Annotated in this window: 36 protein-coding genes and 3 pseudogenes; 14 read left to right on the top strand and 25 right to left on the bottom strand. The window is 45.9% G+C overall.

The features are described from left to right. Window positions 1-123: 123 nt before the first annotated feature. The gene (gene sucC / locus RS881_RS17170) at window positions 124-1335 is read left to right on the top strand and encodes an ADP-forming succinate--CoA ligase subunit beta (protein WP_315822193.1); all 1212 of its coding nucleotides are present in this window, start codon (window positions 124-126) and stop codon (window positions 1333-1335) included. A 368-nt stretch (window positions 1336-1703) separates the two neighbouring features. Here the strand turns inward: sucC and RS881_RS17165 are convergent, their stop codons facing one another. After that, window positions 1704-1949: a hypothetical protein gene (locus RS881_RS17165; RefSeq protein ID WP_315822192.1), complete on the bottom strand. Its 246-nt coding sequence runs from the start codon at window positions 1947-1949 to the stop codon at window positions 1704-1706. Between the two features lie 579 nt (window positions 1950-2528). On the opposite strand from RS881_RS17165, the gene RS881_RS17160 reads away from it, so the two are divergent. The 4 genes from RS881_RS17160 to RS881_RS17145 all read left to right on the top strand — a co-directional run bounded on the left by RS881_RS17160 (window position 2529) and on the right by RS881_RS17145 (window position 5196). After that, window positions 2529-2747 carry a sigma factor gene (locus tag RS881_RS17160; protein WP_315822191.1) on the top strand — a complete coding sequence of 73 codons (219 nt, stop codon included), beginning with the start codon at window positions 2529-2531 and terminating at the stop codon, window positions 2745-2747. A 9-nt stretch (window positions 2748-2756) separates the two neighbouring features. Continuing rightward, the gene (locus tag RS881_RS17155) at window positions 2757-2915 is read left to right on the top strand and encodes a hypothetical protein (RefSeq protein ID WP_315822190.1); all 159 of its coding nucleotides are present in this window, start codon (window positions 2757-2759) and stop codon (window positions 2913-2915) included. A 145-nt stretch (window positions 2916-3060) separates the two neighbouring features. Then, on the top strand, window positions 3061-4296 hold the full coding sequence (locus RS881_RS17150; protein ID WP_315822189.1) for an IS701 family transposase: 1236 nt from the start codon (window positions 3061-3063) through the stop codon (window positions 4294-4296). A 414-nt stretch (window positions 4297-4710) separates the two neighbouring features. Continuing rightward, entirely contained in the window at window positions 4711-5196 is a 486-nt protein-coding gene (locus RS881_RS17145; RefSeq protein WP_315822188.1) for a GNAT family N-acetyltransferase, read from the top strand. Window positions 5197-5248: 52 nt separating this feature from the next. Here the strand turns inward: RS881_RS17145 and RS881_RS17140 are convergent, their stop codons facing one another. The 4 genes from RS881_RS17140 to RS881_RS17125 form a co-directional block, all read right to left on the bottom strand. After that, a complete protein-coding gene (locus RS881_RS17140) occupies window positions 5249-5743 on the bottom strand; it encodes a SprT-like domain-containing protein (RefSeq protein WP_315824515.1) in 495 nt (164 codons plus the stop codon). Between the two features lie 57 nt (window positions 5744-5800). Continuing rightward, window positions 5801-6106 (bottom strand): hypothetical protein, encoded by a 306-nt coding sequence (locus RS881_RS17135; protein ID WP_315822187.1) that lies wholly within the window; start codon window positions 6104-6106, stop codon window positions 5801-5803. A gap of 207 nt (window positions 6107-6313) precedes the next feature. After that, the gene (locus RS881_RS17130) at window positions 6314-6820 is read right to left on the bottom strand and encodes a bactofilin family protein (protein ID WP_315822186.1); all 507 of its coding nucleotides are present in this window, start codon (window positions 6818-6820) and stop codon (window positions 6314-6316) included. Window positions 6821-6854: 34 nt separating this feature from the next. Further along, window positions 6855-7250: a hypothetical protein gene (locus RS881_RS17125; RefSeq protein ID WP_315822185.1), complete on the bottom strand. Its 396-nt coding sequence runs from the start codon at window positions 7248-7250 to the stop codon at window positions 6855-6857. Between the two features lie 142 nt (window positions 7251-7392). Here RS881_RS17125 and RS881_RS17120 point away from each other — a divergent pair, with 142 nt between their 5' ends. The 9 genes and pseudogenes from RS881_RS17120 (at window position 7393) to RS881_RS59550 (ending at window position 15017) form a co-directional block, all read left to right on the top strand. Continuing rightward, window positions 7393-8013, top strand: a complete 621-nt coding sequence (locus tag RS881_RS17120; protein WP_315822184.1) for a hypothetical protein — start codon at window positions 7393-7395, stop codon at window positions 8011-8013. Beyond that, complete coding sequence (locus tag RS881_RS17115; protein ID WP_315822183.1) at window positions 7976-9034, top strand: tetratricopeptide repeat protein; 1059 nt, start codon at window positions 7976-7978, stop codon at window positions 9032-9034. The genes RS881_RS17120 and RS881_RS17115 overlap by 38 nt, the downstream gene beginning before the upstream one ends. Window positions 9035-9048: 14 nt before the next feature. Next, window positions 9049-9984: a tol-pal system YbgF family protein gene (locus RS881_RS17110; protein WP_315822182.1), complete on the top strand. Its 936-nt coding sequence runs from the start codon at window positions 9049-9051 to the stop codon at window positions 9982-9984. Window positions 9985-10107: 123 nt separating this feature from the next. Continuing rightward, the gene (locus RS881_RS17105) at window positions 10108-10515 is read left to right on the top strand and encodes a hypothetical protein (protein WP_315822181.1); all 408 of its coding nucleotides are present in this window, start codon (window positions 10108-10110) and stop codon (window positions 10513-10515) included. 260 nt (window positions 10516-10775) lie between these two features. After that, window positions 10776-11543, top strand: a complete 768-nt coding sequence (locus RS881_RS17100) for a transglycosylase domain-containing protein (protein WP_315822180.1) — start codon at window positions 10776-10778, stop codon at window positions 11541-11543. A gap of 4 nt (window positions 11544-11547) precedes the next feature. Then, window positions 11548-11913 carry a hypothetical protein gene (locus RS881_RS17095; protein ID WP_315822179.1) on the top strand — a complete coding sequence of 122 codons (366 nt, stop codon included), beginning with the start codon at window positions 11548-11550 and terminating at the stop codon, window positions 11911-11913. Then, on the top strand, window positions 11910-12518 hold the full coding sequence (locus RS881_RS17090) for a penicillin-binding transpeptidase domain-containing protein (RefSeq protein ID WP_315824514.1): 609 nt from the start codon (window positions 11910-11912) through the stop codon (window positions 12516-12518). Before RS881_RS17095 ends, RS881_RS17090 begins: the two co-directional genes overlap by 4 nt. A gap of 306 nt (window positions 12519-12824) precedes the next feature. Then, the gene (locus RS881_RS17085; protein WP_315822178.1) at window positions 12825-13115 is read left to right on the top strand and encodes a hypothetical protein; all 291 of its coding nucleotides are present in this window, start codon (window positions 12825-12827) and stop codon (window positions 13113-13115) included. Between the two features lie 790 nt (window positions 13116-13905). Continuing rightward, window positions 13906-15017, top strand: a pseudogene (locus tag RS881_RS59550) (tetratricopeptide repeat protein). 183 nt (window positions 15018-15200) lie between these two features. On the opposite strand, the gene RS881_RS17070 reads toward RS881_RS59550, so the two are convergent. The 20 genes and pseudogenes from RS881_RS17070 to RS881_RS16975 all read right to left on the bottom strand — a co-directional run bounded on the left by RS881_RS17070 (window position 15201) and on the right by RS881_RS16975 (window position 26443). Further along, window positions 15201-16286, bottom strand: coding sequence for a redoxin domain-containing protein (locus tag RS881_RS17070; protein ID WP_315822175.1), 1086 nt, complete (start codon window positions 16284-16286; stop codon window positions 15201-15203). Between the two features lie 12 nt (window positions 16287-16298). Beyond that, entirely contained in the window at window positions 16299-16778 is a 480-nt protein-coding gene (hisIE, locus tag RS881_RS17065; protein ID WP_315822174.1) for a bifunctional phosphoribosyl-AMP cyclohydrolase/phosphoribosyl-ATP diphosphatase HisIE, read from the bottom strand. Then, the gene (locus RS881_RS17060) at window positions 16744-16893 is read right to left on the bottom strand and encodes a phosphoribosyl-AMP cyclohydrolase (RefSeq protein ID WP_315822173.1); all 150 of its coding nucleotides are present in this window, start codon (window positions 16891-16893) and stop codon (window positions 16744-16746) included. Before RS881_RS17060 ends, hisIE begins: the two co-directional genes overlap by 35 nt. Window positions 16894-16972: 79 nt before the next feature. After that, window positions 16973-17143: a hypothetical protein gene (locus RS881_RS17055; protein WP_315822172.1), complete on the bottom strand. Its 171-nt coding sequence runs from the start codon at window positions 17141-17143 to the stop codon at window positions 16973-16975. After that, entirely contained in the window at window positions 17140-17901 is a 762-nt protein-coding gene (gene hisF, locus RS881_RS17050; protein ID WP_315822171.1) for an imidazole glycerol phosphate synthase subunit HisF, read from the bottom strand. Before hisF ends, RS881_RS17055 begins: the two co-directional genes overlap by 4 nt. A 5-nt stretch (window positions 17902-17906) precedes the next feature. Beyond that, window positions 17907-18466, bottom strand: a pseudogene (locus tag RS881_RS17045) (LysE family translocator). Window positions 18467-18538: 72 nt separating this feature from the next. Next, window positions 18539-19252 carry a 1-(5-phosphoribosyl)-5-[(5-phosphoribosylamino)methylideneamino]imidazole-4-carboxamide isomerase gene (hisA, locus tag RS881_RS17040; protein ID WP_315822170.1) on the bottom strand — a complete coding sequence of 238 codons (714 nt, stop codon included), beginning with the start codon at window positions 19250-19252 and terminating at the stop codon, window positions 18539-18541. Further along, a complete protein-coding gene (locus RS881_RS17035; protein WP_315822169.1) occupies window positions 19147-19629 on the bottom strand; it encodes a GNAT family N-acetyltransferase in 483 nt (160 codons plus the stop codon). The genes hisA and RS881_RS17035 overlap by 106 nt, the downstream gene beginning before the upstream one ends. A 41-nt stretch (window positions 19630-19670) precedes the next feature. After that, entirely contained in the window at window positions 19671-20255 is a 585-nt protein-coding gene (gene hisH / locus RS881_RS17030) for an imidazole glycerol phosphate synthase subunit HisH (RefSeq protein WP_315822168.1), read from the bottom strand. 22 nt (window positions 20256-20277) lie between these two features. Next, window positions 20278-20718: a tryptophan synthase subunit alpha gene (locus RS881_RS17025; protein WP_315822167.1), complete on the bottom strand. Its 441-nt coding sequence runs from the start codon at window positions 20716-20718 to the stop codon at window positions 20278-20280. Beyond that, on the bottom strand, window positions 20639-21085 hold the full coding sequence (locus RS881_RS17020; protein ID WP_315822166.1) for a tryptophan synthase subunit alpha: 447 nt from the start codon (window positions 21083-21085) through the stop codon (window positions 20639-20641). Before RS881_RS17020 ends, RS881_RS17025 begins: the two co-directional genes overlap by 80 nt. Before the next feature lie 58 nt (window positions 21086-21143). Next, on the bottom strand, window positions 21144-22364 hold the full coding sequence (trpB, locus tag RS881_RS17015; RefSeq protein WP_425476355.1) for a tryptophan synthase subunit beta: 1221 nt from the start codon (window positions 22362-22364) through the stop codon (window positions 21144-21146). A 108-nt stretch (window positions 22365-22472) separates the two neighbouring features. Beyond that, window positions 22473-22991 (bottom strand): GNAT family N-acetyltransferase, encoded by a 519-nt coding sequence (locus RS881_RS17010; RefSeq protein ID WP_315822165.1) that lies wholly within the window; start codon window positions 22989-22991, stop codon window positions 22473-22475. 222 nt (window positions 22992-23213) lie between these two features. Then, a complete protein-coding gene (locus RS881_RS17005; protein ID WP_315822164.1) occupies window positions 23214-23696 on the bottom strand; it encodes a phosphoribosylanthranilate isomerase in 483 nt (160 codons plus the stop codon). A 95-nt stretch (window positions 23697-23791) separates the two neighbouring features. Continuing rightward, window positions 23792-24460: an indole-3-glycerol phosphate synthase TrpC gene (locus RS881_RS17000; protein WP_315822163.1), complete on the bottom strand. Its 669-nt coding sequence runs from the start codon at window positions 24458-24460 to the stop codon at window positions 23792-23794. 207 nt (window positions 24461-24667) lie between these two features. Then, window positions 24668-25171, bottom strand: coding sequence for an anthranilate phosphoribosyltransferase (locus RS881_RS16995; protein WP_315824512.1), 504 nt, complete (start codon window positions 25169-25171; stop codon window positions 24668-24670). 64 nt (window positions 25172-25235) lie between these two features. Further along, window positions 25236-25346, bottom strand: a complete 111-nt coding sequence (locus tag RS881_RS16990) for a hypothetical protein (RefSeq protein WP_315822162.1) — start codon at window positions 25344-25346, stop codon at window positions 25236-25238. 20 nt (window positions 25347-25366) lie between these two features. Continuing rightward, on the bottom strand, window positions 25367-25657 hold the full coding sequence (locus RS881_RS16985) for a hypothetical protein (protein WP_315822161.1): 291 nt from the start codon (window positions 25655-25657) through the stop codon (window positions 25367-25369). A gap of 2 nt (window positions 25658-25659) precedes the next feature. Further along, window positions 25660-26180 (bottom strand): annotated as a pseudogene (locus tag RS881_RS16980) (anthranilate synthase component II). A 137-nt stretch (window positions 26181-26317) separates the two neighbouring features. After that, a complete protein-coding gene (locus RS881_RS16975; protein ID WP_315822160.1) occupies window positions 26318-26443 on the bottom strand; it encodes a chorismate-binding protein in 126 nt (41 codons plus the stop codon). Window positions 26444-26445 lie beyond the last annotated feature (2 nt).

Raw genomic sequence — 26445 nt, 5'->3', positions numbered from 1 at the left:
CACGGGAGTGCCAAAGACAGCTGAAAGTGCTGACATTCAAAGCACGGCAGCCATTCTGAATTCTATATTCTTGCCTCTGTATTCTTGCATTCTTTCCGTACTTTCGCCCAAAATTATTCCTGCATGAATCTCCACGAATACCAGGCAAAAGAGCTACTGAAGAAATACAATGTACCGGTACAGGAAGGCATTCCGGTAGACAGGGCTGATGCAGCCGAAGAAGCGTATAAGAACCTTAAAGTACAGTTTGGCAATAATTTCGCAGTTGTGAAGGCCCAGATCCACGCGGGCGGACGGGGTAAAGGAAAGATCAAGGGTACAGAGCAACGCGGTGTGGCAGTGGGCAAAAGTGCCGAAGATATCAAGCAGATCGCTTCCAATTTATTGGGTGGTGTACTGGAAACGATCCAAACCGGCCCTGCCGGCAAACTGGTGAGCAAGGTATTGGTAGCCCAGGACGTATACTATGGAGAAAAGGACCTTACCAAGGAGTTCTACTTATCCATCCTGCTGGACCGCGGTCGTGGCCAGAATGTGATCATGTACAGCACCGAAGGTGGTGTGGACATTGAAACCGTAGCCCATGATACGCCCGAAAAAATATTTAAAGAGTGGGTACATCCCGGTGGTGGCCTCCAGGCTTTCCAGGCACGTAAAATTGCCTTCAACCTGAAATTGAAAGGGGAAGCTTTCAAGAACTGCGTAAAGTTTGTTACTAATTTATACAATGCGTATGTTGGATTGGATTGCAGCATGCTGGAAATCAATCCATTGTTCAAAACTTCAGACGATAAGATCATTGCGGTTGACTGTAAAATGAACCTGGACGACAACTCCCTGATGCGTCATCCCGAGCTGGAAGCCATGCGCGACATCAGCGAAGAAGATCCTACGGAAGTAGAAGCCGGTAAATTCAACCTCAACTTTGTAAAACTGGATGGTAATGTGGGCTGTATGGTAAATGGCGCGGGCCTGGCCATGGCAACCATGGATATGATCAAGCTGAGTGGTGGTGAGCCTGCCAACTTCCTGGATGTAGGTGGTACGGCCAATGCTACTACGGTAGAAGCTGGTTTCCGCATCATCCTGAAAGATCCCAAGGTAAAAGCGATCCTGATCAATATCTTCGGTGGTATTGTACGTTGCGACCGGGTGGCTCAGGGTGTTATTGACGCCTACAAATCCATTGGCAATATTGAAGTGCCCATCATTGTGCGCCTGCAAGGTACCAATGCCACGGAAGCCAAGAAACTCATTGAAGAAAGCGGCCTGAAAGTACAGAGCGCTATCTTATTGAGCGAGGCAGCTGCCCTGGTAGGCAAAGCAGTAGCGTAGGGATTATTGATTACTGATTTTTGGATTCGTAAACGAATATAGGTCGCTGAGTTTTCAGCGACCTTTTTTGACTTTGCCCAGTCAACGTAACCCATTCTTCGACTCTGGTTCGTATCTGATTCGTACCTCATTCGGGACTTGTTCGGGGTTCGCTTAGGCGGATACGCTTTAACCCCGAATTAGGCCCAGCTTTGGCCCCTTTTTTGGTACCTGTTTGGTACGCCTAAAAGCAGATGGAGCCACTCCAGGCCCATCTGTTCAATTCCTACCGGATTGTACCAATTATAAATCGCCCTGCATAAAGCGCTTGAGCATACTGATGACGGAGCCGATGTACCGTTGGGACTTTTGCAGCAATTGTTCATATACTACAGAGGAGACAGCCTGGGGCTTCTGTTCGAGGGGGAAAAGGTATTTGCTGTTCTTTTATTGGCCTCCAGGTGACGGATGGAATAGCGGTAGCCGCTGGGCAGGAGTTCTATTTCCAGCTTCAGGGCTACGGGTATGGTAAAACTGGATAGTTTATAATGTACGCGCACCATGATATGGCCCTTGGCGGTATGGGTATTTTCTACAAAAGCCACTGAATCCCAATGCACGATAAAGGGCGACATAAAAAACTCCGGGATCTTTTCTTCAATATGGAATCAGGGGCATTGAGGGTAATTTCCTGGGTAAATTCATATTGATCAAGTGCATTACGGGGCAATTGGGCCTCGGCACTGGCACTCATGATAAGCAGTATACATAACCAATAACGCATGGTACTACAAGTTAGACAATTTTTGAATCGCAGATCAACAGATGTGGATGGATTGCGCGGATTGGGGAGGGACGGGCAATCGACAACCGGTAATGCTTCGTAGTCTTTAGGTTATTTTTTAGCACCAACTCCCTGCATTTTTGCTTACAGGATATGGCTAAAAACGAACAGCTCAAGGTTAGCAGCCCGAAACTCATAATTAGCAGCTAAAAGCAATGGCACCAACATTGCAACGAAATATAGTTTTTATTAAACAATCCATTTTTCCTAACTTTTCAAATTCTATTCGATTCCCCCATTTACGCTATTCTTTTTACTTCCACGGTCCCCAAGACAGATAAGCACCCCCTATGGAATTTTAGTTAACAACATTACCATGTACCAGTAATCGGTACCAATTTTCTAACTATTCTCTATTAGCCTATCTGTCATGAGGGAACCATCATCAACCAATGACCCGTCATTTAACCTAACGTACGAAGAACTGTTTTATCCATTGACCTATTTTGCTACCAGATTGCTCAACAACCAGGAGGACGCAGAAGATGTGGTGGCAGATGTGTTATTGAAACTATTGCAGCTAAAAAAAGAATTTGTATCAGCGGATGAAAAGCGCAGGTATCTATACGCCATGATCAGGAACAAGTGATATGACCTGATGCGCAAACAACGCAAGCAAACGCAGGTATTGAATCGCCTGGGGCAGGAGGAGGAAGGAACTGTTGACAATGAGGTACAAAACCTGTTTATAGAAACGGAGTTACTGGTGATGGCCTGTATATTGAGCAGTGCGGCCGGGCATCAACCAGGGCATTAAGCAATTATTATTTATTTTTTATTTTATCTCTACTTTGTCAAATTAAGATCTTTGAATTTTTTTAGGGTCGAAATGCACGTCAGAAGCGGAAGAAGCGTAAAATCGCTGACAGAAAAAGCAACACCCACGGGGTGTAAATAAAAAAATGCGGCTCATCCAGAGTCGTTTGCCCAAATTTCTTTCCCGTTTTCAAAATTTATTTACCAGTCTTACGCGCAACGTATCAGCCACTGCTGTGATTTACCTGAAAGGATTGTTATTGTGCTCTCGCCGTAATTGCCAGGTGATGTCCGAGGAGTTACAAGAATCAAACGGACAACGGTTACATCATTTTATTACCAACTCCAGGTGGTGTTTTCAATCGGTAATGGATGTGGTTACGTTACAGTTTTGGCAAATGCTTCAGCGTTTAGGTTTGACAGAGGATAGCTGTCTGATCATAGATGAATGCGGCAATCCTAAGAAAGGGTATCACTCTGCCATAGTTAAACGACAATACTGTGGACAGTTAGGCAAAACCGAGAACAGCCAGGTAGGTGTATTCGGTGCTTTATGTGGAGGTTCGCTGGTGAACCTGGTGCAGGCCCGATTATCTGGAATACAAAAGCAAGTAAGCAAAATTGACCAGGCGGCAGAGATCATCGCCCATGTAATAAAAGGGTTAAAAATAAAAGTTCGCTGGGTATGTTTTGATGCTTTCTATGGACGGGATCTGGCGCTGCTGGCGGATTTGATTAAAAATGGGATTGAGTTTGTTGCAGATGTTCCGGATAATCTGCAAATGTGGCTGGAACCATTCCAGATGGGGAGTACCTGCAAAGAAAAAGGTACCCATGGCAGGCGATGTAAAAATCCCAAACCGAATCTGGCAGGAACTTCAATAAAGAAATATGCCGGGTCATTGACAAAAAGAGACTGGAAATTCATTACGGTACGACCTCAAAGCGGCGGCAGAAAATTACAGGCATGGTTCCACTCAAGAGAGGTCTATATCCTCAATCCGTTGACCAACAGACATCAATTGATAACTTTGCTGATCCGAGAAGATAAGGATGGCACAATAAAATATAGTTTTTGCCATTGCCCTGGAGCATCATTAAAAGAATTGGCCTACCGTCAAGGCAAGAGGTATATGGTATGGTGTGACCTTAAAGATTGTTGCATCAGTAAAGCCACCTGTTTTACGCGTATGATATCTGTTTCGGTCAATACAAAAACCTTCATGCAATTTCGGTTAATGGTTTTAACAGTGATTAATTCAATCCATACAATTATTAAGGGTACGCCCGGTGTAAAAAAACTACCAATTGGCTATCCGGGAAGCAGCGATGGTAATGCCTGTAATGAAAGTGTAAAGGGTAAGAATAGGGGCAGTACGTAGCTTCTCCTCCTCAACGTACAAATAGTGATTTGTCTATTTAGCATTTTTCTCTATTCAAACGGGGTGTCGGCCGCTAAATAGGGTAAAAACGGTAAGGGTAATTACGTAGCAGGCAGTAATTATCCCAATTGCATCCTGGGTGAAAACACCCAATGGGCGCATTCTTGAGGCCAATCAGGCAGCACAGCCCAACCAGGTTGAACAACCTTTTTCAATTTATTTATACCAGCCACAAAATAGTTGGCATATATTTTTCGTTACCCATGCTCAATCAACCATTCATTAACCTTTCAACATTCACCTCCATCATGAAAAGTCCTATCAAGGTCTTCTTCGGTATTCTCTTTCTTAGTTATATACTGCTGTATGGCATTATGGCGATGATCAGTTGATCGCCCGTTGTATCTTTGCTCCATGCAACCTGTACAGATCAGGACTATTGAAAAGGCCGACAATGCCGCCCTGGCCATCGTTGTTCGGAATACCCTCGCAGAATTTGGCGCCAACCATCCCGGCACGGTTTATTATGACAGCAGTACCGATGCGCTGTATGAACTATTTCAAACACGCGGCAGCATCTATTTTGTAGCGCTCTTCAACGATCGTTTATTGGGAGGAGCAGGAATTTTCCCTTCGGACGGACTACCCCCAGGCACCTGCGAATTGGTAAAAATGTACCTATTGCCCGAAGCGCGTGGTCTGGGGCTGGGCAAACTACTCATTGAAAAAGCACTGGCTTTTGCCCGGGAAGCGGGTTACGAACAGGTATACCTGGAAACCATGCCCGAGTTGAAGAAAGCAGTCAGTGTATATGAAAAGTTTGGATTTCACTACCTCGATGGCCCCATGGGGAATACCGGGCATTTTGGATGTGATATCTGGATGTTGAAGGTCCTTTAGGCTACGCTCTTCACTTCATAGATGGGGCTGAATAGGTACATTTTGCCGGTCTTTACTTCCAGGCATTGGTAACGCTTGCGCAGTTTCTTTCCTTTCTTGAAGATCCTCCCTCTCCGATATCAAATAGCTGTCCTTCGGGAATGTCCTCCACCATCACCATTCCATTCTGACGGTCGTATTTTTTCAATACCCGCATCAGGGTTTCATCAGCACAACTGCTGGCGGGCAGGTCGTGCAGGGATTGACGGATGGCTTGTTGGATATCAGCTGGGAAAACGCTTTCTTTCAGAAATTCGGCCAACAATACGGCATAAAGCGTTTTCCATTCTTTACCATGCGATTGTACCCGGTTGCCATATTGGGTAAAGGTGACCAGGTGGGCCAGTTCATGTACGAGGGTAATGAGGAATGCATAAGGATTGAGGGTGCCATTAACGCTGATGCGGTGGGCTTTATATTGGGTAGCGTGGCGATAATCGCCCAGCACTGTTTTGCGTTCCTGGGTAATGGTGAGGTGTACGTTGTACTGCCGGAGGTATTCCAGCACTTTCAATACAGCCGGCTCAGGGATAAACCGGCGGAGATAATCCAGGGGGCTTCCTGTTTAGGCATTCTTGTTTTGCTTGCTAAGTTTCATCACAATAGCAGCTTCGGTAAGGGTATAAACAAAATAGAGGAACATAAATCCCAACACGCCTCCGGCATTTACACCTTTGCCAGCTGTGATTATATATATAAAGGCTGCTACACCGCAAATGGCCATCTTGATCAGCATACTTCCTTTGATCATCCGCAAAAAAGCATGGATGTTTTTGTTACGCAAAGCCCGGACATGCTGGTAAAATGAAAAAGCAGTGAGCAGGATGAGCAGGAGGTTACCTATAATCAAAACATCCGTATCTACCCCCATTTGGTCAATAATGACCGGCCCACAATAAAGAATGTATTGGTAATGAGAAAGATAATGGTAATAGGCAGAAAAGCCCTGGCGGCAGATTTAGTGTCCATGCGGCAAATTTACGGAATACGGCAAAAACAACCTTACCCAGCCCTTTGGGCCAGGTATGTATTGAAAATAAACCAGCTATGAAATGCATCCGTAGGGAGGAGCTGCTGTTTAAGCGCCTGCCAGTACTGCTTTCTCGGTACGCTTATCGGCCTGGCCATTGGAAGCGGGCTGAACGTTAGCTGTTTCGGACCCGGACATATGGCACTGGCCATTAAAATTGGCACTGGGTTCAATTTGCAGCTTACCAGCATGGAGATTGCCATTTACCAGGCTTCCTCCTTTGAGTTGCAGTAATTCCTTCACCTTGATGGTGCCGGTAACCTTGCCCATGATATCGGCCTGCTGACCGGCAATATCGCCATTGACCACGCCATTGGAACCAATGACCACCTTGGCGGTACAATGGATATTCCCCTGGAGGGTGCCATCAATACGGATGTCGCCGCTGCTGCTGATATCGCCTTTAAGGGTAGTGCCTGAGGCAATAATACTTGCGCCACTGGGAGTGGACGTTTCCTGGAAAGTCTCGGATTTAGTTTTTGGTTGAACATAATGATCTGGTTTTAAATGAGTTTGGATATATAAACAGTAAATCGAAGCTAATTGGTGTTTCACCTCCTGGCCTTAATGCCTTGTTGCCTGATTGCCACTATTCATCAATCGTTTCCGGCTTCGGAATATCCAGAGAGGTGGTATCCAGTTTCACACTCAGGTTGCCCTGCAGCACATTCTTTACATTGTCGAGGTACTGACCCCGCTGGTGCATCACATTTTCCAGGGAATCGGTCCTGATCTTCAGCTCCCGCAGCTCCCGGGTGGCATTTACATCCCCATAACCTGGAATATACATGCGCAGGGGAGTAAATACGATCAAAGCCACAGTAAGGCCGGTAAGCAGCACAAAAATGGTGCTAAGTACTATGTAAACACTGAGCCGTGATAACTTAAACGTAACAACCTCTTCGTAAGTATCATCATTCATCACTACCAGGCGGTAGCGGTTCTGTAAACGTTTCAAAGTGGAATTGGCATCGAATTTGGCCATACAGAGGTTTTTCAGCGCTTTAAAGGTAACAAGATAGACCGAAAAGCTCACTACTGTGGAAACAAAAAATAAACGCTACTTTTAAAAATAATTTTCTTGAAAATCAGTTATGAAGGATTTAGTTTGCGGAGCAATGACGGTTTTGAAACGGATCATCTTACCACTAATTCTTTCCCTCGTTTGGTTGCCGGCGCTTTTGGCCCAGCAGCCCCTGCTTTCTTTTGACCTGAAAGGCAAACCTAAGAAATACGAAGACAAGAAATTACGGTCTGAAAAAACCGGCGAGAAGAAATGGAACCTTTGGCGGCAGTTTACCCAAAATGGGGTCACCAAGTTCAACTGGCACTTCAATGCCAATGCCAAGTTGGAAGAGATCATTGACCGGGCCAAATACAATTTTAAAGACGATTATACCCAATTACTTCCCTTCTATAATTACAGTTTACAGCAAACAGCCCAGGACAAAGACCTTGATTCGGTTATTTACAAAGCCAATACGGGTATCCTGATCCATGACCTGCGCACTACCTGGACGGATAACCTGTACATGCTGATGGGCAAGGCTTACTATTACAAGAATATCCTGGACACGGCCTATTTTACCTTTCAATACATCAATTACATCTTTGCCCCCGTGAAAAAGACGGGTATGATATTCCCATTGGTAGTAATGCTGTTGAAGGAGGTAATGTTTTTCCATTTCTACCAAGGAGAAAACCGACCTGGTGCACAAGGTATGGAGCTCCCCGCCCAGCCGCAATGAGTCCTTCATCTGGCAGATCAGGACCTTCCTGGCCAGGGATGAAATGCCCGAAGCCGCGGGTTTGATAGAAACACTTAAGCACGATCCTAATTTCCCGGAAAGGCTGCAAGGCGACCTGCGGGAAGTACAGGCCTGGTGGTTTTATAAACAACAATTGTATGACAGCGCCGCCATTTACCTGGAACAGGCCCTGCCCAATGCCCCCAGCAAACGCGAAAAGGCACGTTGGGAATACCTGATAGCCCAGTTGTATGAACGCATAAAAGACCACCAAAAGGCCCAGGAATTCTATAACCGGGTGATCACCCATACCCTTGATCCCGTACTGGAAGTATATGCCCGCCTGAACAGCATCCGCCAAAATAAAGGCGACGAAAAAGCCATTCAGGAAAACATCAATGACCTGGTAAAAATGGCCCGCCGGGATAAGTATACGAATTACCGCGACATCATTTATTTTGCCGCTGCCCAAATGGAACTGGAGCGCAACAATATAGCCGGGGCCAAAGCCCTTTTATTAAAGTCTGTCCAATATACCAATCCCAATGGCGACAACCTGTACAAATCAAGAGCCTACCTCATGCTGGGCGGATTGGCTTTTGACGAAAAAAAATATGCCGAATCTAAAAACTATTACGATAGTGTTACGGTGGTTGACTCTTCCATCCTGAGTCAGCAAGTGTACGATATACGGAAGGGCGCTTTGGTACGCATTGTACAGCACTTATCCGTCATAGAAAGGCAGGATAGCTTGCAACGTATTGCCGGTATGCCGGAGGCCGCCAGAGAGGCTTTTGTGCGTAAATTGGCCAAACAGCTCCGCAAACAGCAAGGCATTAAAGAAGAAGATCCTTCTGTTCCCTCGAACAATGATCCGTTAAATCTCAACAATAACAATGCTCCCCACCCGACCTGTTTAGCAGCAGCAATGCCAAGGGAGATTGGTATTTTAACAATACTGGCCTTAAATCAAAAGGCTTTACCGAATTCAAGAACAAATGGGGCACCCGCCAGAATGTAGACAACTGGCGCCGCATGGCCGCGGTACGGCAAGCCGCCAACCAGGCTGTTGCACAAGATCCCACGATGGGCAACCCACAAGGAACAGATATGAGTAGTGGTGATGCTTCAGCGCCTAAAGACCTAAGTTTTGAAGGCCTGATGAAGAACCTGCCACTCTCGGAGAAGCAGCTGGCGTTTTCTAATGACTCTATTGAAAATGCCCAATTGCAATTGGGTATCGCTTATATGGAAGGCCTGGAAGATTATGCTTCGGCCATAACAACGCTGGAAGGTTTCCTGGAAAGATTTGGTTATAGCAGCCTGCGCCCGGAAGCACTATTCCACCTGTACTATTGCTACAATAAAATGGGCCTCACAGCCAGTGCCGCCAAGGTAGCTGCAGAACTGAAAGCCAAATATGCCGGCACTTCATTTGAGAAAACGGTTTCTAATCCAAAAGGTAGTCCGGAAGAACTGGCGGCCAAGGCAGCCATGACCCGCCAATATGAGCACGTTTATAACCTCTTCATTGAAGGTAGTTTCAAAGAGGCCCTCATTCAGAAGCAAATAGCAGATAGCCTGTATGGTAAAAACTACTGGACACCACAATTACTTTACATTGAGTCGGTTTACTTTATCAAGGACCGGCAGGATGATTCGGCCAAGGCTGCTTTGAACAATATCATAAGCACCTACCCCAATACACCGATGGCCGAAAAAGCCAAAACGCTGATCGATGTATTGAGCCGCCGCGCACAGATCGAAGATTACCTGACCAAACTACAAATAGAAAGGCCGAAGGATGATAGCATCACTATCATAGATGATTCGCCCATACAGCCAGTTGTGAAGGAACAACCCGTAACGCCGCCGGTAGTGGAAGAAGAACAGGCCCGTATCAAAGAAACGACTACCAATCCTACTGCCATTAAAAAGACAGTTCACAAAAATACCCAAGCCGGGCATTAATACCGACAAACTGAAACGCGACGCCCTGGTGGTCAATGCCACCCCCATTCCGCAACAACCGGCAAAAGACAGCGTTGTACAAAAACCACCCCCGCAAAGGATAGTGTAGTTAGGGCGCGGGAAGTGATCGTAGCACCTGGCAAACCTGCCTTCTTGTATGATCCCAATGCTCAGCACATGGTAGCGTTGATATTAACCAAGGTAGACCCCGTATACATTACCGAAGCACGCAATGCCTTCAACCGCTATAACAAGGAGATCTATTACAATAAAACATACCAGATCAGCAATGTGGCGCTTTCCGATACAGTGCGGATGATGACCATCAGCAGCTTTGAAAATGCCAATGCCGCTATTGCTTATATGGAAAAAGCCCGCAAAGCAGCTCCGGGTGAACTGATTCCCTGGTTGCCTGCAGCTAAATATTCATTTGTGATCGTTACGGATGCCAACCTCGGCAAATTGCAGGAAAACAAGGATGTGGATACTTATAAGTTATTCCTGCAACAGCTATTTCCCGGGAAGTTTTAGCGGAAGGAGCATGCAATATTCACCTTTTAGAAATGCGTGCTGTTACAGGGGCCCGACAACTTCCGGACGAAAAGGCCCGTCTTAGCATGCAGGAAGTGTTACAGCAAGGTTTTAACATTTTCATGATTGACGTAAAAGTCAGAACTTTGTTGAGAAACAACCACTTATATACCAGCCCTGCCAGATAGCCTTACATTAGGCCAATCAAGTATGGTTTTTGCAGTTGATTGATAACCCTTACTTAAAGTTAATATATTAATATGACCCGTCCTGTTAAGATCTTTTGGCGCATATTCCTTTATGGTTTCCTGGGCGTAGTATTGTTTATACTACTCATCAATTGGGGCGTATTTGGTAAAATGCCTTCTATTGATGAATTGGAAAACCCTTCCATTACCCTGGCCTCGGAAGTATTTGGCGATGATGGTACGCCCATGGGCAAATACTACCGTGAACGTGGCAACCGCAGCTACGTAAAATACAACGACATTTCTAAGCATGTTATCGATGCGTTGGTGGCTACAGAAGACAAACGCTTCTATGACCACTCGGGCATTGATGGCATCCGCCTTGCCAAAGCAGTTAGTACCCTGGGTAGGGATGGTGGCGCCAGCACCATTACCCAACAGCTGGCCCTCAATATGTTTGATGAACGCGCCACCAATATTGTATCGCGGATCCTGCAAAAGATCAAAGAAAACATCATAGCCATCAAGCTGGAACGCAATTTTACCAAGCAAGAGATCATTGCGCTTTACCTCAATACGGTTCCTTTTAGTGATAATGTGTATGGCATTCGCAATGCCTCCCGCACGTTCTTTTTCCAAAGAGCCCGACCGCCTTTCGATAGAAGAAGCCGCCGTGTTGGTGGGTATGCAAAAAGCCACCGGCACCTACAATCAAGAAACAATTACAAAGCCTCTTTTGATCGTCGCAATACAGTGTTAGAATTGATGGCCCGCAATAGTTTTATCACCGATGCCGAGGCCGCCAGGTTGAAAAAAAGAACCCATCCGCCTGAACTATAAAAAGATGGATGAGAACAATGGTATTGCTCCTTACTTCCTGGATGTGATCCGCGAAGAATTGAAAAAATGGGCCAAAGATCATAAGAAACCCAATGGAGACGATTATGACCTGTATGCCGATGGCTTGCATATTTACACCACCATTAATCCCCGCATGCAATTGTATGCAGAAGAGGCAGTGGCCAAACACCTGCCGGTATTACAACGGGCATTGGCAGCACAACGTGGTGTAAAAACCGATGCCGTTTGGAAGGGGCATGATAACATCCTGGAAGGTTATATGAAAAGCAGCCAGCGCTGGAGAAACCTCAAAGAGGATGGGCTTAGCGATGCCGAGATCAAAAAACCTTCTACCAGAAGGTGCCCATGAAGGTATTTGCCTGGAATCCAAAGAAAGAAAAAGATACGGTGATGACACCGATGGATTCTATCAAATACAACCGCGAGATGGTGCAGGCATCTTTCATGGTGATGGACCCCTTGAACGGACAGGTAAAAGCCTGGGTAGGTGGTATTGATTTCAAGAACTACAAATATGACCACGTTAATCTACGTACCAAACGCCAGGTAGGATCTTCCATCAAGCCATTCCTGTATTCACTTGCTATTGAAGAATACGGTTTTACTCCCGAAACACAGTGTGAGCAAACCCAACAATATTTCCCGGGATCAGGTTATGTACCTGCCAAGAACAGGGGCCGTACCGGCACACGCACCATGGCCAGCGGATTGGCCTGGTCTGTAAACGAAGTAGCCGCTTATATTATTAAGCAGACTACCCCGCAGCGTTTTGCTGAATTTCTGAAGCAGATCAATATCCCTACCAAGGTCGATCCCTTCCCTTCTATTGCCTTGGGTAGTTGCGATCTGTCGTTGTTTGAAATGATGTGGGGTATACCATATTCCCTTCGGGCGGATTTAGTACGAAACCCATCTATATTACACGTATTGAAGATAAAAATGGTAATGTACTGACGCCTTTTACTACAGAACGTAAAGAGGTGATCAGCCAAACTACGGCTTATACTATGAGCCGTATGATGCAGGAACTACCGACTATGGTACTGCAGCGGGCTTAAGGGCTCGTTTAGGCATTGCTGAAATGGGCGGCAAAACCGGTACAACCAATGACAACTCTGATGCCTGGTTCTTTGGATTTACTCCCCAACTGATGGCAGGCACCTGGATTGGCTGTGACGACCGGTTTATCAGGTTGGATAATGGATTGGGAGAAGGTGGCAGGGCCGCCCGTCCTATCTGGGAGTATTTTTCCAAAAAGCATTGGCCGATAAAACCCTGGGATTGGATAGACAAGCCAAATTTGTACAACCCGAAAATATGCGCAGTGAACAGCTGTACGACTATGGTGGTGTGGCCGACCGTACGCCAGACCCCGGCGCTGAAGGCGACAATGTAGGCAATGGTACAGCCGATGAATACCTGGGTAAGCCAGATACGCAAAACATACCGACCGATTCCAGGCAAGCCATAGAAGAACAAAAGGTACTGGAAGAAGCGGTAAAACCTAAAAACCAGGTACCTGAAAAAAAAAGGATACCAAAGAAGAAGTGAAACCAGCCGATACGAAGAAGAAAGAGGGTCTCTTCAGACGTATTTTTGGAGGGAAAAAGAAAGACAAAGAAGGAAATTGATCTTCGATCAAATAGTATTAAATAGTGGGTCGCCCGGTGGTCTGATACAGTCAGCCCGATGGTCGGCCCACTTTTCTTTGGAATCCTCAAAGAGACTTTATAGAGGCCTTATAGAGACCTTATAGAGACTTCTTAGAGACCCAGGCCCCCGGCTGCCTCGGTTCACACCCGGCGCTCGCCTACACTACTCCCAATTCCTGTCTGGTGACCGCCCTATGGGAGATCCTTAAGCTCCCTTACGTCTAAGTTGAAAACCAATAAGCCTACTGAAACAACGAGGTAAAGTAAAAATGAAAGCCACATAAAACAGGTATAAAAGAGGGTTAGTAAATAAGGGTCAATGGCCCTTAACGTTGATGATGAATTATTTATTATCACACAAAGTAACTACCCGGGCCCACATGCTTTTTATCGTATTTAGTGAAGTGCCTGAAAAACTTAATAGATGGTAGCAAATGCTTCATAGAATGTATTACAAGCTTACCGATGTATTAACAACCCGCTGTGCCACATGAATGGCCAAACAAGGCCAACGAACGACCTGTTGCACTGGTTTTCAGCCTGGTATACATAAAAAGAACAACTCTCGCATCTATTTACCTTAGGTCATAATAAACGTCAGTTCATCCTGTTCTTTTGACGGCAAGTCCCAATTTCCTTTCCTTGTCTAATAATCTTCTTTAGCTTTAATCAACTAAAACAAAGCCTACATGAAAAGCATACTGCTCGCCGCAGCTTCCCTGCTGCTATTGTTTACCCAAACCAATGCGCAATTAACCTCAGCTCCTGATGGGGGCAACCGCAAAGCCCAGGTAAGCGAGAATATTGGTATTACCTATGTTACGGTTGAATACAGCCGGCCAGGCGTAAAGGGACGCGAAGGAAAGATCTGGGGCGATCTGGTTCATAAGGGTTATGCCGACCTGGGATTTGGTACCAGCAAAAATGCTCCCTGGCGGGCAGGCGCTAATGAAAACACGGTGATTGAGTTTACCACACCTGTTATGGTGGAAGGCAAAACAGTGCCTGCCGGTAAATATGGGCTATTCATTGCGTATGATCCGGTATCATCTACCGTAATCCTTTCCAAAAACCATACTTCCTGGGAAGCTTCTTTTACGACGAAAGGGAAGATGCTTTACGGGTAACTGTGAAACCTGTACCACTGGACAAAAGTGTAGAGTGGTTAAAATATGAGTTCCTCGATCAAACCGATTCATCAGCCACTGTAGTATTGGAATGGGAAAAATTAATGATCCCCATCAAGCTCACAACCGATCATGTGAACCTACAGTTGGCGTCTTTTCGCAAAGAATTGCGCTCCGAGAAGAGCTTTAATCCCGGCTGGCAAACCTGGAACCAGGCTGCCAATTATTGTTTGGTGCACAATGTAAACCTGGAAGAAGCATTAGCGTGGTCCGAACAAGCCATTACAGGAACATTTGTAGGCGAAAAGAATTTCACCACATTATCAACCAAAGCGCAGGTGCTCACCAGGTTAAACCGTACACCAGAAGCAGAAGCATTGATGAAGGAAGCATTACCGATGGGCACTCCTCAGCAGATACATGCTTATGCCCGGCAACTATTACAGCAAAAGAAGCCCAAAGAAGCTTTTGATGCTTTTAAACTGAACTACGATAAAAACCCTAATACTTTTACCACCAATATGGGCATGGTACGCGGATATTCAGCCCTTAGCAATTACAAGAAGGCATCTGAATTTGCACTCAAGGCATTGCCGCAGGCGCCAGATAAGGTCAATAAGGACAATGTGATGCGGATCATCCAACTGCTACAAGACGGCAAAGACGTGAACTAGAGAAGACAGAATACGGAATTCAGTATACTGAAGGGGTTCATAAAATTTTAAAGGCGTTGACTATTCATCAACGCCTTTAAAATGCTGCAACATCCCGAATTCAGATTTCCGACTTTAGTTTTAAACCTGCATCTTCTGTCTTTTATTCTGTATGCTGTATGCTAAATTCTGTATTCTTGTTTTTTAATTACATCCCAGCAATTCACACAACTTCGATTGCAGGCCGGCCCCTCTCAGGTTTTTGCCAACGATCTTACCAGCCGGATCGATCAGGAAGTTTTGCGGTATACCCTCTACTTTATACAGACGGGCCACTTCATTGCTCCAGAATTTGAGGTCACTTACCTGCGTCCAGGTGAGGTTATCATCTTTAATGGCTTGTAACCAGGGTTGCTTATCCCTGTCTAGGGATACACCCAATACGGTGAAGTTCTTATCCTTGAATTTATTGTAGGCAGTAACTACATTGGGATTTTCCATGCGGCAGGGCCTGCACCAGCTGGCCCAGAAATCGATCAATACATATTTGCCACGGAAAGAGGTCAACGTTACTGGTTTGCCCGTTGTATCGTTTTGAGAAAACTCAATAGCCTGACTACCCACAGCGCCGATCTTACTATCATCAATACGCTGTTTGAGTATTTTGCCGTAAAAGCCTTGCTGACCTGCAGCGGCCAGCAGATTATAATGTTTTTCCAATACCATGATGTCCTGCTCCAACTCACTCGTCACTACCAACACAAAAGGAGCTACCGGAGAGGTTTTCTTTTCGTTGGTAAATTTTTCAATAGCAGCTTTTGTCTTATCAATATGGTTCGTATAAGCTACCATAATAGAATCGCCAGGCTGCACATTGGGCATGGAAGACAGTTGCTGGTTCATTTCCGATAACTTCCGGAACAGGGGGTTAAAGGTGGTCTGGAAGGCAACAAAATCATCGTGTACCGGAGAACCTTTTACTTCCAGTTGTTGTACATTCTCAATATTACCCTGTATTGTGATCTGATCGTTGCCCATGAACAGGACGAACTTCTTCATCACCCCATCAAAATTGAGTTGGTACAAGTTGGCTTCTTTAACCGTTCCTTTTAATGCAAAAGCACCTTTTTCTACCGAACCACGGGCCAGGGTATCGGTGGCATTATTAATATCGGTGAGGCTCAGTTTGGAGGCCTCGGGCAGGCCCATTACATTTCCCTTGATTACAAAACCCGACTGGGCCAATAAACCTATGGGTATCAACAATATGCATACCAGTAACTGCTTCATAGAGGGGCCTTTTTATTTTGAATGGCGTTGTTGTAGAATGTTTACTACGGCCTGTAAATTATGACCTTTTGCGTTAAGTAAAATCAAATAATGGAAAAGCAGATCGGCGGCTTCATTCAGAAAAAGATCGTCATTGGAATCCTTTGCTTCTATCACCAATTCCACCGCTTCTTCCCCCACCTTTTGCGCCATTTTATTGATTCCCTTGCCAAAGAGCTGACGCACATAAGATTTTTCGTCACTGCTCTTCTTCCGCAGCTCAATGATATCTTCCAGGTAATACAAAAAGTCTTCCTGGTGGTTGCGTTCACTCCAGCAGGTATCGGCACCAGTATGGCAGGTGGGGCCCAATGGCTGCGCTTTAATAAGCAGGGTATCATTGTCGCAATCCGACAGCACTTCTTTCACCAGCAAGTGATTGCCACTCTCCTCTCCCTTGGTCCATAAACGCTGTTTACTACGGCTGTAGAAAGTAACTTTCCCTTCGGACATTGTTTTTCACCGCCTCTTCATTCATAAATCCCAGCATCAACACTTTATGTGTTTTGAAATCCTGCACTACGGCAGGTACCAGGCCATCAGCGTATTTTTTATAATCTATTTTCATGTACACGAATTAAATAATCACGAATTTAAACCTGCCCTCTCTTCCGGATTCTATATTCTGTCTCCTGAATTCACTATCCCTACTCCTCCCCTTTCTTAGCTCGTAATGATTCGATCAGTTGCTCTTGTTTTTCGTGCAGCCGCTCACGCCGGTCCTCTTCTCTTTCTATTTGCTTATTTTTTAAATAATTAAATAGTACCAGCATCATGCCCAACACAAAAACAAGGAATATGATAACCTGAACGATCATATTGGTCTGATAGCAATTTGTTTGCCCTGCAAATATCCCTTTAATTCCGGAATACTGATCTCCTTAAAGTGGAAGATACTGGCGGCCAGGGCTGCATCCGCCTTGCCCTGCTCAAATACATCTACAAAATGTTGCATATTACCACCGCCGCCGCTGGCAATGACTGGTACCGGCAAAGCTTCGGCCAGTTGACGGGTAATGTCAAGGGCAAAGCCCTGCTTGGTGCCATCGTGGTTCATGGAGGTGAGCAGGATCTCTCCGGCGCCCAGGTCTACCCCCTGCCTGGCCCAATCAAGACAACCCATTTCAGTCTTTACCCGGCCTCCATTGAGGTATACATACCATTCGCCGTTGGCTTCCTGGCGGGTATCGATGGCCAATACCACACATTGACTGCCAAATTCACGGGCCAGCTCTTTGATGAGTTCAGGCCGTTTAAAGGCGGCAGTGTTGACTGATATTTTATCGGCGCCATGCTGCAATAATACCTGAACGTCTTCCACACTGCTGATGCCGCCACCTACCGTAAAGGGAATATTGATATGGTGTGCGATGCGATTGACCAGTTCACTCAGGGTTTTCCTTCTTTCATTGGTAGCTGTGATGTCCAGGAATACCAGTTCATCGGCACCCTGCTGTGCATACAGTGCGCCCAGTTCAACCGGATCGCCCGCATCACGCAGGTTTACAAAATTGGTACCTTTTACCGTACGGCCATCTTTGATATCGAGGCAGGGAATAATACGCTTTGTTAACACCTTACTTATTTTTTAGAACTTAATGCTACTTTAATACCCAAACCAATCAGGATCAGTCCAGTGACCTTTTCCTGTATCCTAACATAACGGGGCGATTTACTCAACCAGTTGCCCAGCTTACCAAATAAATAAGCCACCAGGAAATTCACCAACGTTCCGGAACAATTGAACCAAAGGCCGAGGAACAATATCTGCATTTCTGTATTGCCATGGTGTACGTTTACAAATTGCGGCAGGAAGGCCAGGAAAACAAGGCAGCCTTTGGATTGAGAATATTGGTTAATGCCCCTTGCCAGAATATTTTGCGAAGCGGTTGCTTATCAACTGCCTCCATCGCAAAGGCCGAAGGTTTCTTATTCAACAAAGCCTTCAGTCCCAGGTAAATCAGGTAGGCCGCCCCTACATACTTAATAATATTAAAAGCCATGGCCGATTGAGCAATGATAGCCGACAATCCTGCTACGGCGGCTGTAATATGAACCATACACCCAGCCATCACGCCCAGCGAAGAAATGATACCAGCTTTGATACCCTGGCGGGTACTACGCGTAGCAATGAACAGCATATCGTTGCCCGGTGTGATGTTCAACAACAGGCTGGCCAATGCAAACAACCAGAAATTTTGTATGCCCATGGTTTATATTTTTACAAGATCACTAATATGGATATGACCCTCATAAATGGCTTTGCCAATGATGGCGCCGCTGCAACCAATTTCCTGTAATTGCAGTACATCATTCATATTGCTCACGCCGCCACTGGCAATCAGTTGCAGGGAAGGGAATTTTTGAATAATGTTTTGATAGAGTTGGGTAGCAGGTCCCTGCAGCAAACCATCTTTGCTTACATCGGTACAGAATATCTGCTGTACGCCATGCGCCAAATACTTCTCAATAAAATCATAGATCCAGATATCCGTTGTTTCCAGCCAGCCACCTACGGCAATCTTTTCCTCTTTTACATCAGCGCCCAACAGGAATTTATCGGCACCGTATATCAAAAGCCACTTCACAAATTCCTGTTCATTCTTCACCGCAATACTACCCACGGTAGCCAGGGCTGCACCGGAATTGAAAACAATGTCTACATCCTTATCGGTTTTGATACCACCGCCAAAATCAATCACCAGTTTGGTTTTACCAGCAATGGTTTCCAGCACCTTCCAGTTCTTCACGGCGCCGGCTTTGGCTCCATCAAGATCCACCAGGTGCAGGCGTTCTAAGCCGGCATCTTCAAACTCCAGGGCTACTTCCAGCGGGTTTTCATTGTATATTTTCTTTTGCTGGTAATCGCCCTGTGTAAGCCGCACGCATTTACCGTCAATAATATCAATAGCGGGAATGATCTGCATAGTGTGTTGTAACTGTTTTCCATTTTAATAAACTCAATGCCATACTTACGCCAGGTAGTACCCGTGGCCAGCATGCCAAACCTTTTATAGATACCTGTGGCCGTTAACCGGGCATTACACCAGATGGATCGTTTACCCTTACGTTGCGCCCAATCCATGACATATTGTAATAAGGCCGTTCCATAACCCTTACCCTGAAGAGCGGTGCGCGTAGCAAATTTCCTGAATTGCACCTGCCCTCCTTTTTCAAATACAGAGATCACAGATACCAGCTCCCCAGTGTCATACAATCCCCAATGCAATCCTTTTTCATCTTCTGGTAGCTTCACAAAATCAAGTGACTCCCGGGGTACATCACCAGCTGCCGCATGTTCCATACATCCGCTAAGGGTACGGGTTTGATTTCCATCTTAGAGGCTCAAAAAGTTTTTAATAATTGTTCTCCTACCTGTGCACTCTTTTCGGGGTGAAACTGCAGGCCATAGAAATTATCGCGGTGCAGGCCTGCACTGTAAGGCTGCACATAATCGGTTGTTGCAATGGTATGATCACCAAGGGCGGCATAATACCCATGTACAAAGTAGCAATAGCTGTTTTCCGGTGTTTGCTTCAACAGGTTGGTCTTCAGGTTGTAAATGGCATTCCAGCCAATCTGCGGTACTTTGAGGTTACTGCCCGTTGGCGGCGTAAACAATTTTACCTGTTCGGGAAAGATGCCCAGGCAGGTGGTATCATTCTCTTCGCTATAAGCGCACATCAGCTGCATACCCAGGCAGATGCCCAAAACCGGCTGCTGCAATCCCTTCAACACTTCATCCAATCCCCTTGCTTTAAGGTAGCGCATGGCGCTGCTGGCTTCTCCTACCCCGGGGAAGATTACCTTCTCCGCCTGGCGTATCTGTTCATGATCATCTGTCACAGTTGCCTCTACTCCGATCCGCTCCAAAGCATAAAGCACTGATTGAATATTACCAGCATTGTATTTAACGATGACTAAACTCATAACTGTTATTGTAAAACCTTATTCAAAATTGCTGAACAGCCAAAGGCATATCTGTTGTATTTTCCAGCGCCTTGATAAAAGCAGTGCCAATAATGGCGCCCTGTGCATACTGGCAGGCTGCTTCAAAACTGGCTTTGTCCTTGATACCAAAACCTACCAATACCGGGTTCTTCAGATCCATTTCCTGCAACCGTTGCAGGTAAGCACTTACACCACCCATATCTTTATCTTTTCCCGTAGTAGAGGAAGAAGAAACGGCATACAGGAACCCTGTACTCAAAGCATCCAATCGCTTAATACGTTCTACAGATGTTTCGGGTGTTACCAGGAATATAAAATCCAGTCCATGCTTCTTGATGATAGCGCCATAGACTGTTTCAAATTCATACTCGGGCAGATCGGGCAAGATGAGCCCATCGATACCTACCGCTGCTGCATCGGCACAGAACTTTTTCAAACCCATATTGTAATACGGGGTTCATATAGCCCATGAGGATCACCGGCACATGAATATGGCCTCCTCTAAGACCACCAGTGCCGCCACCTTCGGCATCCACTGTACCGGCCTTGCCCCTCATATCCTTCAATTGTTCAAAGAGGGTTTTGATGGTCATGCCATTGGCCAGGGCAATACTGCTGCTGGCCTGTATAACGGGCCCATCGGCCAGCGGATCGCTATAGGGCATGCCCAGTTCGATGAGGTTGGCGCCATTGTCCTGTAATGCCTGCATCACGGGCAGCGTACTGGTCAACTGCGGATAACCTGCTGTACAATAAATATTCAGTACATGATCTTTCTTCCTTTTGAATAACTCCTGTATCCTGCTCATGTTATTTACTTATGCTTGTAATACGATTTTTAAAAAGGTATTAGTTGTTAGCTAACTCCTATTGCTCCATTGCTTTCATATAGGTAGCCAGGTCTTTATCGCCCCTGCCCGATAAGCAAAGTACTACTACATCATCCTTTTTAAAGGAAAGCTGTTTCAAAGCTGATAAGGCATGGGCCGATTCCAGGGCGGGAATAATGCCCTCCAGCCTGGCCAGGTTGAAGGCAGCTTCTAATGCTTCTGTATCCGTAGCACTTAGGAACTTGGCCCTACCCGTTTCAAACAGGTGGGCATGCAAGGGGCCAATACCAGGATAATCAAGTCCTGCTGAAATACTATGTGGTTCTACTACCTGTCCATCGGGTGTTTGCATCACCAGGCTTTTGCTGCCGTGCAGTACGCCGGGTCTTCCCAGTTGGGTGGTAGCTGCGCTCATGCCACTGTTTACACCATGGCCAGCCGCTTCTACGGCTACCAGTTGTACGCCAAACTCTTCCAGGAAATGATAGAAAGCGCCTGCGGCATTACTGCCCCCGCCTACACAAGCCAACACATACCCGGGCAATTCGCTGCCTGTTTCTTCTTTCAACTGGCGGCGGATCTCCTCGCTGATCACACTTTGAAAACGGGCTACCATATCGGGGTAAGGGTGAGGGCCTACCACACTGCCAATAATATAATGTGTGTCTTCCGGATTGTTGATCCAGTCACGGATAGCTTCGTTAGTGGCATCCTTCAGCGTTTTACTGCCACTGATGGCAGGCACCACTGTAGCACCCAGCATTTTCATCCGGGCTACATTGGGAGCTTGCCTTTCAATATCCTTCTCGCCCATGTACACAATGCACTCTACGCCTTTCAAGGCGCATACCGTAGCGGTGGCTACGCCATGCTGACCTGCACCCGTTTCGGCAATAATGCGTTTTTTACCCAGCCGCTCGGCCAACAAGATCTGGCCGATGGTATTGTTGATCTTATGAGCGCCGGTATGGCAAAGATCTTCCCGCTTGAGATAGATCCTGGTATTGAATTGCTGGCTTAGTCGTTTAGCAAAGTATAAGGGTGTAGGCCGGCCTACATAATCCCTCAACAATTGATGGAACTCCTTTTGAAACGACTCCTCATACATGATCTTCAGGTAACGGTTCTTGAGCTCTTCCACATTCCGGTGCAGCATTTCGGGAATATAGGCGCCGCCGAAATTTCCATAATACCCATAGATATTGGGCTGTTGGAAAGTTCCTTTATATTGCCCCAGGGGCATGGTTCGATTGATCATTGGTCTACTATTTTAAATACGCTTATTATCGTTCTGACTGTTGTTATCCCTCTCTTCGAGAACTTGTCCGGGGACTACAGCTATACAAGGCTTGGTACCGAACCTGCTTTATTTTTCTGCTGGCGTTACTGGTGTGTCCAGTACCAATTGCATGAATTTTAGGTCAAGCCATCGACCAAATTTATAGCCCACCTGTTTAAAATGGGCCACTTCTTTAAATCCAAACCATTCATGCAATCGCACACTGGCTTCGTTGCTGGCATCAATTCCTGCCAGGATCGTATGCATCTGCAACTTCGTGGCGGCTTCAATCAATGGACGCATCAATAATTTTCCGACACCTTTTCCCCGGCTATCCGATGAAACATAGACTGAATTTTCAACGGAATATTTGTAAGCTGCCCAGGCCCTGAAAGGACCAATAGAGCTAAAGCCTGCTAATTTATTATCTGCTTCAGCTACATATACCGGGAACCCCTGCTCCTTCTTGGTATCCCACCACTGCTTTCTCATAGCAGCCGTATGCGGTTGGTAATCGTATACAGCTGTGGTGTTTACAATGATGTCATTATAAATGGTCAATATCTCCGGAAGGTCTTTCTCTTCCGCAAGACGAACAGTTATCATAATACAGGTTTTATAGTAAAGAACTATTTTGAAATAAATCAACCCTTCCAACTAATTAGCTACTCACAACTCACGCCCGAAAGCTTTCGGGACCACTCACCCTTTACTTTATCAATAAACCCCTTCACCTTCTCCATATCCTTTACGCCGGGGTCAGTTCAAACTTGCTATTGATATCAATGGCAAATAAGGCTTTCGCTGCCGGTTCCCCGGCAAAGTTTTTCAATTCTTCTTCATCGCCCGGCACAATACCACCGCTAAGAAAAAAGGCTTCCCGATGGTACTGTTTTTCAACACACTCCAGTCAAACTTTTTACCTGTACCACCATAACCAGCGCCCATGGTATCAAACATAAACATATCGCACACATCCATATAGGGCCTGATCATATAATCAACATGGTCATTATCACTTAAGCGAAATGCTTTTACTACCGAAACATAATCGGCAATCTTTTCACAATACTTGGGTGGTTCGTCACCATGTAGTTGAACCATGTGCAGGCGGCACTCATCTACCAGGTGCAACACTTCTTCAATAGGCGTGTTTACAAATACACCTACTTTATTGATATTATTCACTCTACGGATCTGTGTTACGTTCATGTGTTTAAACACAAACCGCGGGCTCTTGGGATAAAAAATAAAGCCGGCAAACATAGCGCCCATTCCAGCCAATGCTTCTACCTGGTCGGGTTGTGTCATGCCGCATACTTTTACTCTCATGTGTTGTCAGATTTTAAGTGTTAGTTGTATCTGGCAAATCAATCGCCCATCTGCTGGTATTCCCCTGGGAAACATCAGTAGATGGTTTTAACGAATTGTTCAAAGGCAAGGCCAGGATTGGCCTCCTTCATAAAGTTTTCCCCGATAAGAAAACCCCGGAATCCATGATCTTTGAACAGGCGGATATTCTCCGCAGAAGAAATGCCGCTTTCTGCGATCTTCACTTTACCGGCAGGAATACGCCGGGCCATGGCCAGGCTGCGTTCAATATCCACCACAAAGGTCTTCAGGTTGCGGTTATTGATCCCTACCAATACCGTTTCATCACATACATGCGCCAGCTCTTCTTCATCATGCAATTCCAGTAAAACTTCCAGTTGCAATTTTTGGGCAAAGGTAGACAGTTGCTTCACTTCAGCTGGTGTCAGACAGGCTGCAATGAGCAATATTACATCGGCTCCCATAGCTTTGGCTTCTACGATCTGGTATTCGTCAATAATAAATTCTTTACGCAGGATGGGGATATTGTTCACCCGTGCTTTTACAAGGTCCTCAGTGCTACCACCAAAGAAAGAAGTATCCGTCAGTACCGACAGACCCGATGCCCCATATTCGGTGTATGCTTTCGTGACTGCCACTACATCTGCATCGCCATTAATGATGCCCTTGGAGGGTGATTGACGTTTAAACTCGGCAATAATGCCCGTTTTGCTATCGTCTAGTAAATACTGTTTCAACGACAATACCGGCCGCGCAAAAGCAGGGCTTTTCTCCAGGTCGGCAATACTTGTCTCTTTTTCCGATCCGCTACTTCTTTTCTTTTAACCGCTATGATCTTGTCCAGAATGTTCATGTCTTGATTCAATTGTATGTATACGAAACATCTTGCCCCTGACAGTCTACTCCTAATAAACCTTTCAAACCTCCCCACCTGTCAACTTTTCAACCACTTATTGCAATTCCACCAGCTTTGCCAATGCCTCCCGTGCCTTTCCACTTTCCAGGCTTTCCACGGCAGCGGCATAGGCATCATCATATTTACTGAAGTTGCCCGTGCAATGCAAGGCCATGGCAGCATTGGCCAGTACCACTGCATTTTGCGCCCAACTACCTTCCCCGTTCAATATCTTCACAAATATTTTGGCAGCCTCTTCTACTGTATTACCGCCGAAGATATCTGTTGGCGCCACCATCCGTTTACCCAATTGCTCGGGTGTCATCACCCGCTCGCCGGCATTGGTGATCACCTTGGTGTCATTGGTAAGCGATATTTCATCATATCCGTCCAGGCCGTGAATGATAGTAAATGCCTTGTCGGTTTGCTGTAATAAATAGTTGTAAATACGTGCCATTTCCAGGTTGTATACGCCTACCAACTGAAAGGCCGGTGCCGCCGGATTGACCATGGGGCCCAGCATATTGAAGAAGGTACGTACACCCAGGTTTTTCCTGATGGGCCCTACAGTCTTTAATGCTGGATGAAAAAGGGGCGCATGTAAAAACAGATATTGGCTTCTTCTACTTCTTTTTTAAGAGTGCAGGATCATTCTTGAATTTATATCCCAGCTGTTCCATTACATTGGAAGCGCCGCTGATGGAAGAAGCTCCATAATTGCCATGCTTACTCACTTTTTGCCCCGTACCGGCTACTACAAAGCAAGCCAGGGTAGAAATATTGAAGGTGTTTTTCCATCACCACCAGTGCCTACAATATCAATGGTAGCATGCCCGTTGAGGTCTACCGGTACACAAAGCTCCAGCAAAGCATCCTGAAAGCCCTGCAGCTCCTCAATGGTGATGCTCCGCATCAGGAATACCGTCATGAAGGCAGTTACCTCATGCTCATTGTATACCCCTTTACCAATATTCACCAACACGTCTTTGGCCGTAGCCCTGCTGAGTGTTTTGTGTTCAAATAAGAACTGTAATATCTTTTTCATACTTAGTTTTTCAACCAGTTACGTAATAGCTGTTCGCCTACAGGGGTTAGTACACTTTCGGGGTGAAACTGTACCCCTTGTACATCGTATTTTTATGTTGTAAGGCCATAATGTAATTGTTGGCATCCCGGGCTGAGATCTCCAACTCTTTGGGGAACCCTTCTTCACTGATCACCCAACTGTGGTATCGCCCCACTTCTATTTCGGCCGGCAACCCTTCAAATAATGGAGCCTTGCTATTGATGATCTGGCAGGGAGTGGCCACCCCATGGTATACTGTAGTCAGGTTGACCAACGTACCACCAAAGGCCTGGCCAATGGCCTGATGGCCCAGGCACACGCCCAGTATGGATTTGGAGGAAGCATACTCCTTGATGAGGGGTAATAAAAGCCCTGCCTCTTCGGGAATACCCGGGCCTGGCGACAGGATGATCTTATCATACTCCTTTACCTTTTCCAAAGCAATCTGGTCGTTACGAAATACTTCTACTTTCTGATGCAGGATCTTTTCAACCAGGTGCACCAGGTTGTACGTGAATGAATCGTAATTGTCGAAAACTAATATCCGGGTCAATGTATTCGGTTTTAATAGCTGCGAGCTTTGAGCTGCGAGCTTCGAGCCCTTTTGCTCGCAGCTCAAAGCTCGTTGCTCAAAGCTTGTTATTTAGAAATATCCTCTGCAAAAATGATTGCCTTCTTTAAAGCACCTAACTTATTATTCACTTCCTGCAATTCGCTCTCGGGTTTACTGGCTGCTACCACCCCTGCCCCTGCCTGGTAAAACAAGG

Source organism: Paraflavitalea speifideaquila (assembly GCF_032395985.1).
In the GTDB taxonomy this organism is placed as follows: Bacteria; Bacteroidota; Bacteroidia; order Chitinophagales; family Chitinophagaceae; genus Paraflavitalea; species Paraflavitalea speifideaquila.
Note: the sequence above shows the minus strand (reverse complement) of the source record. Positions and strands in the feature narration are given on the sequence as shown.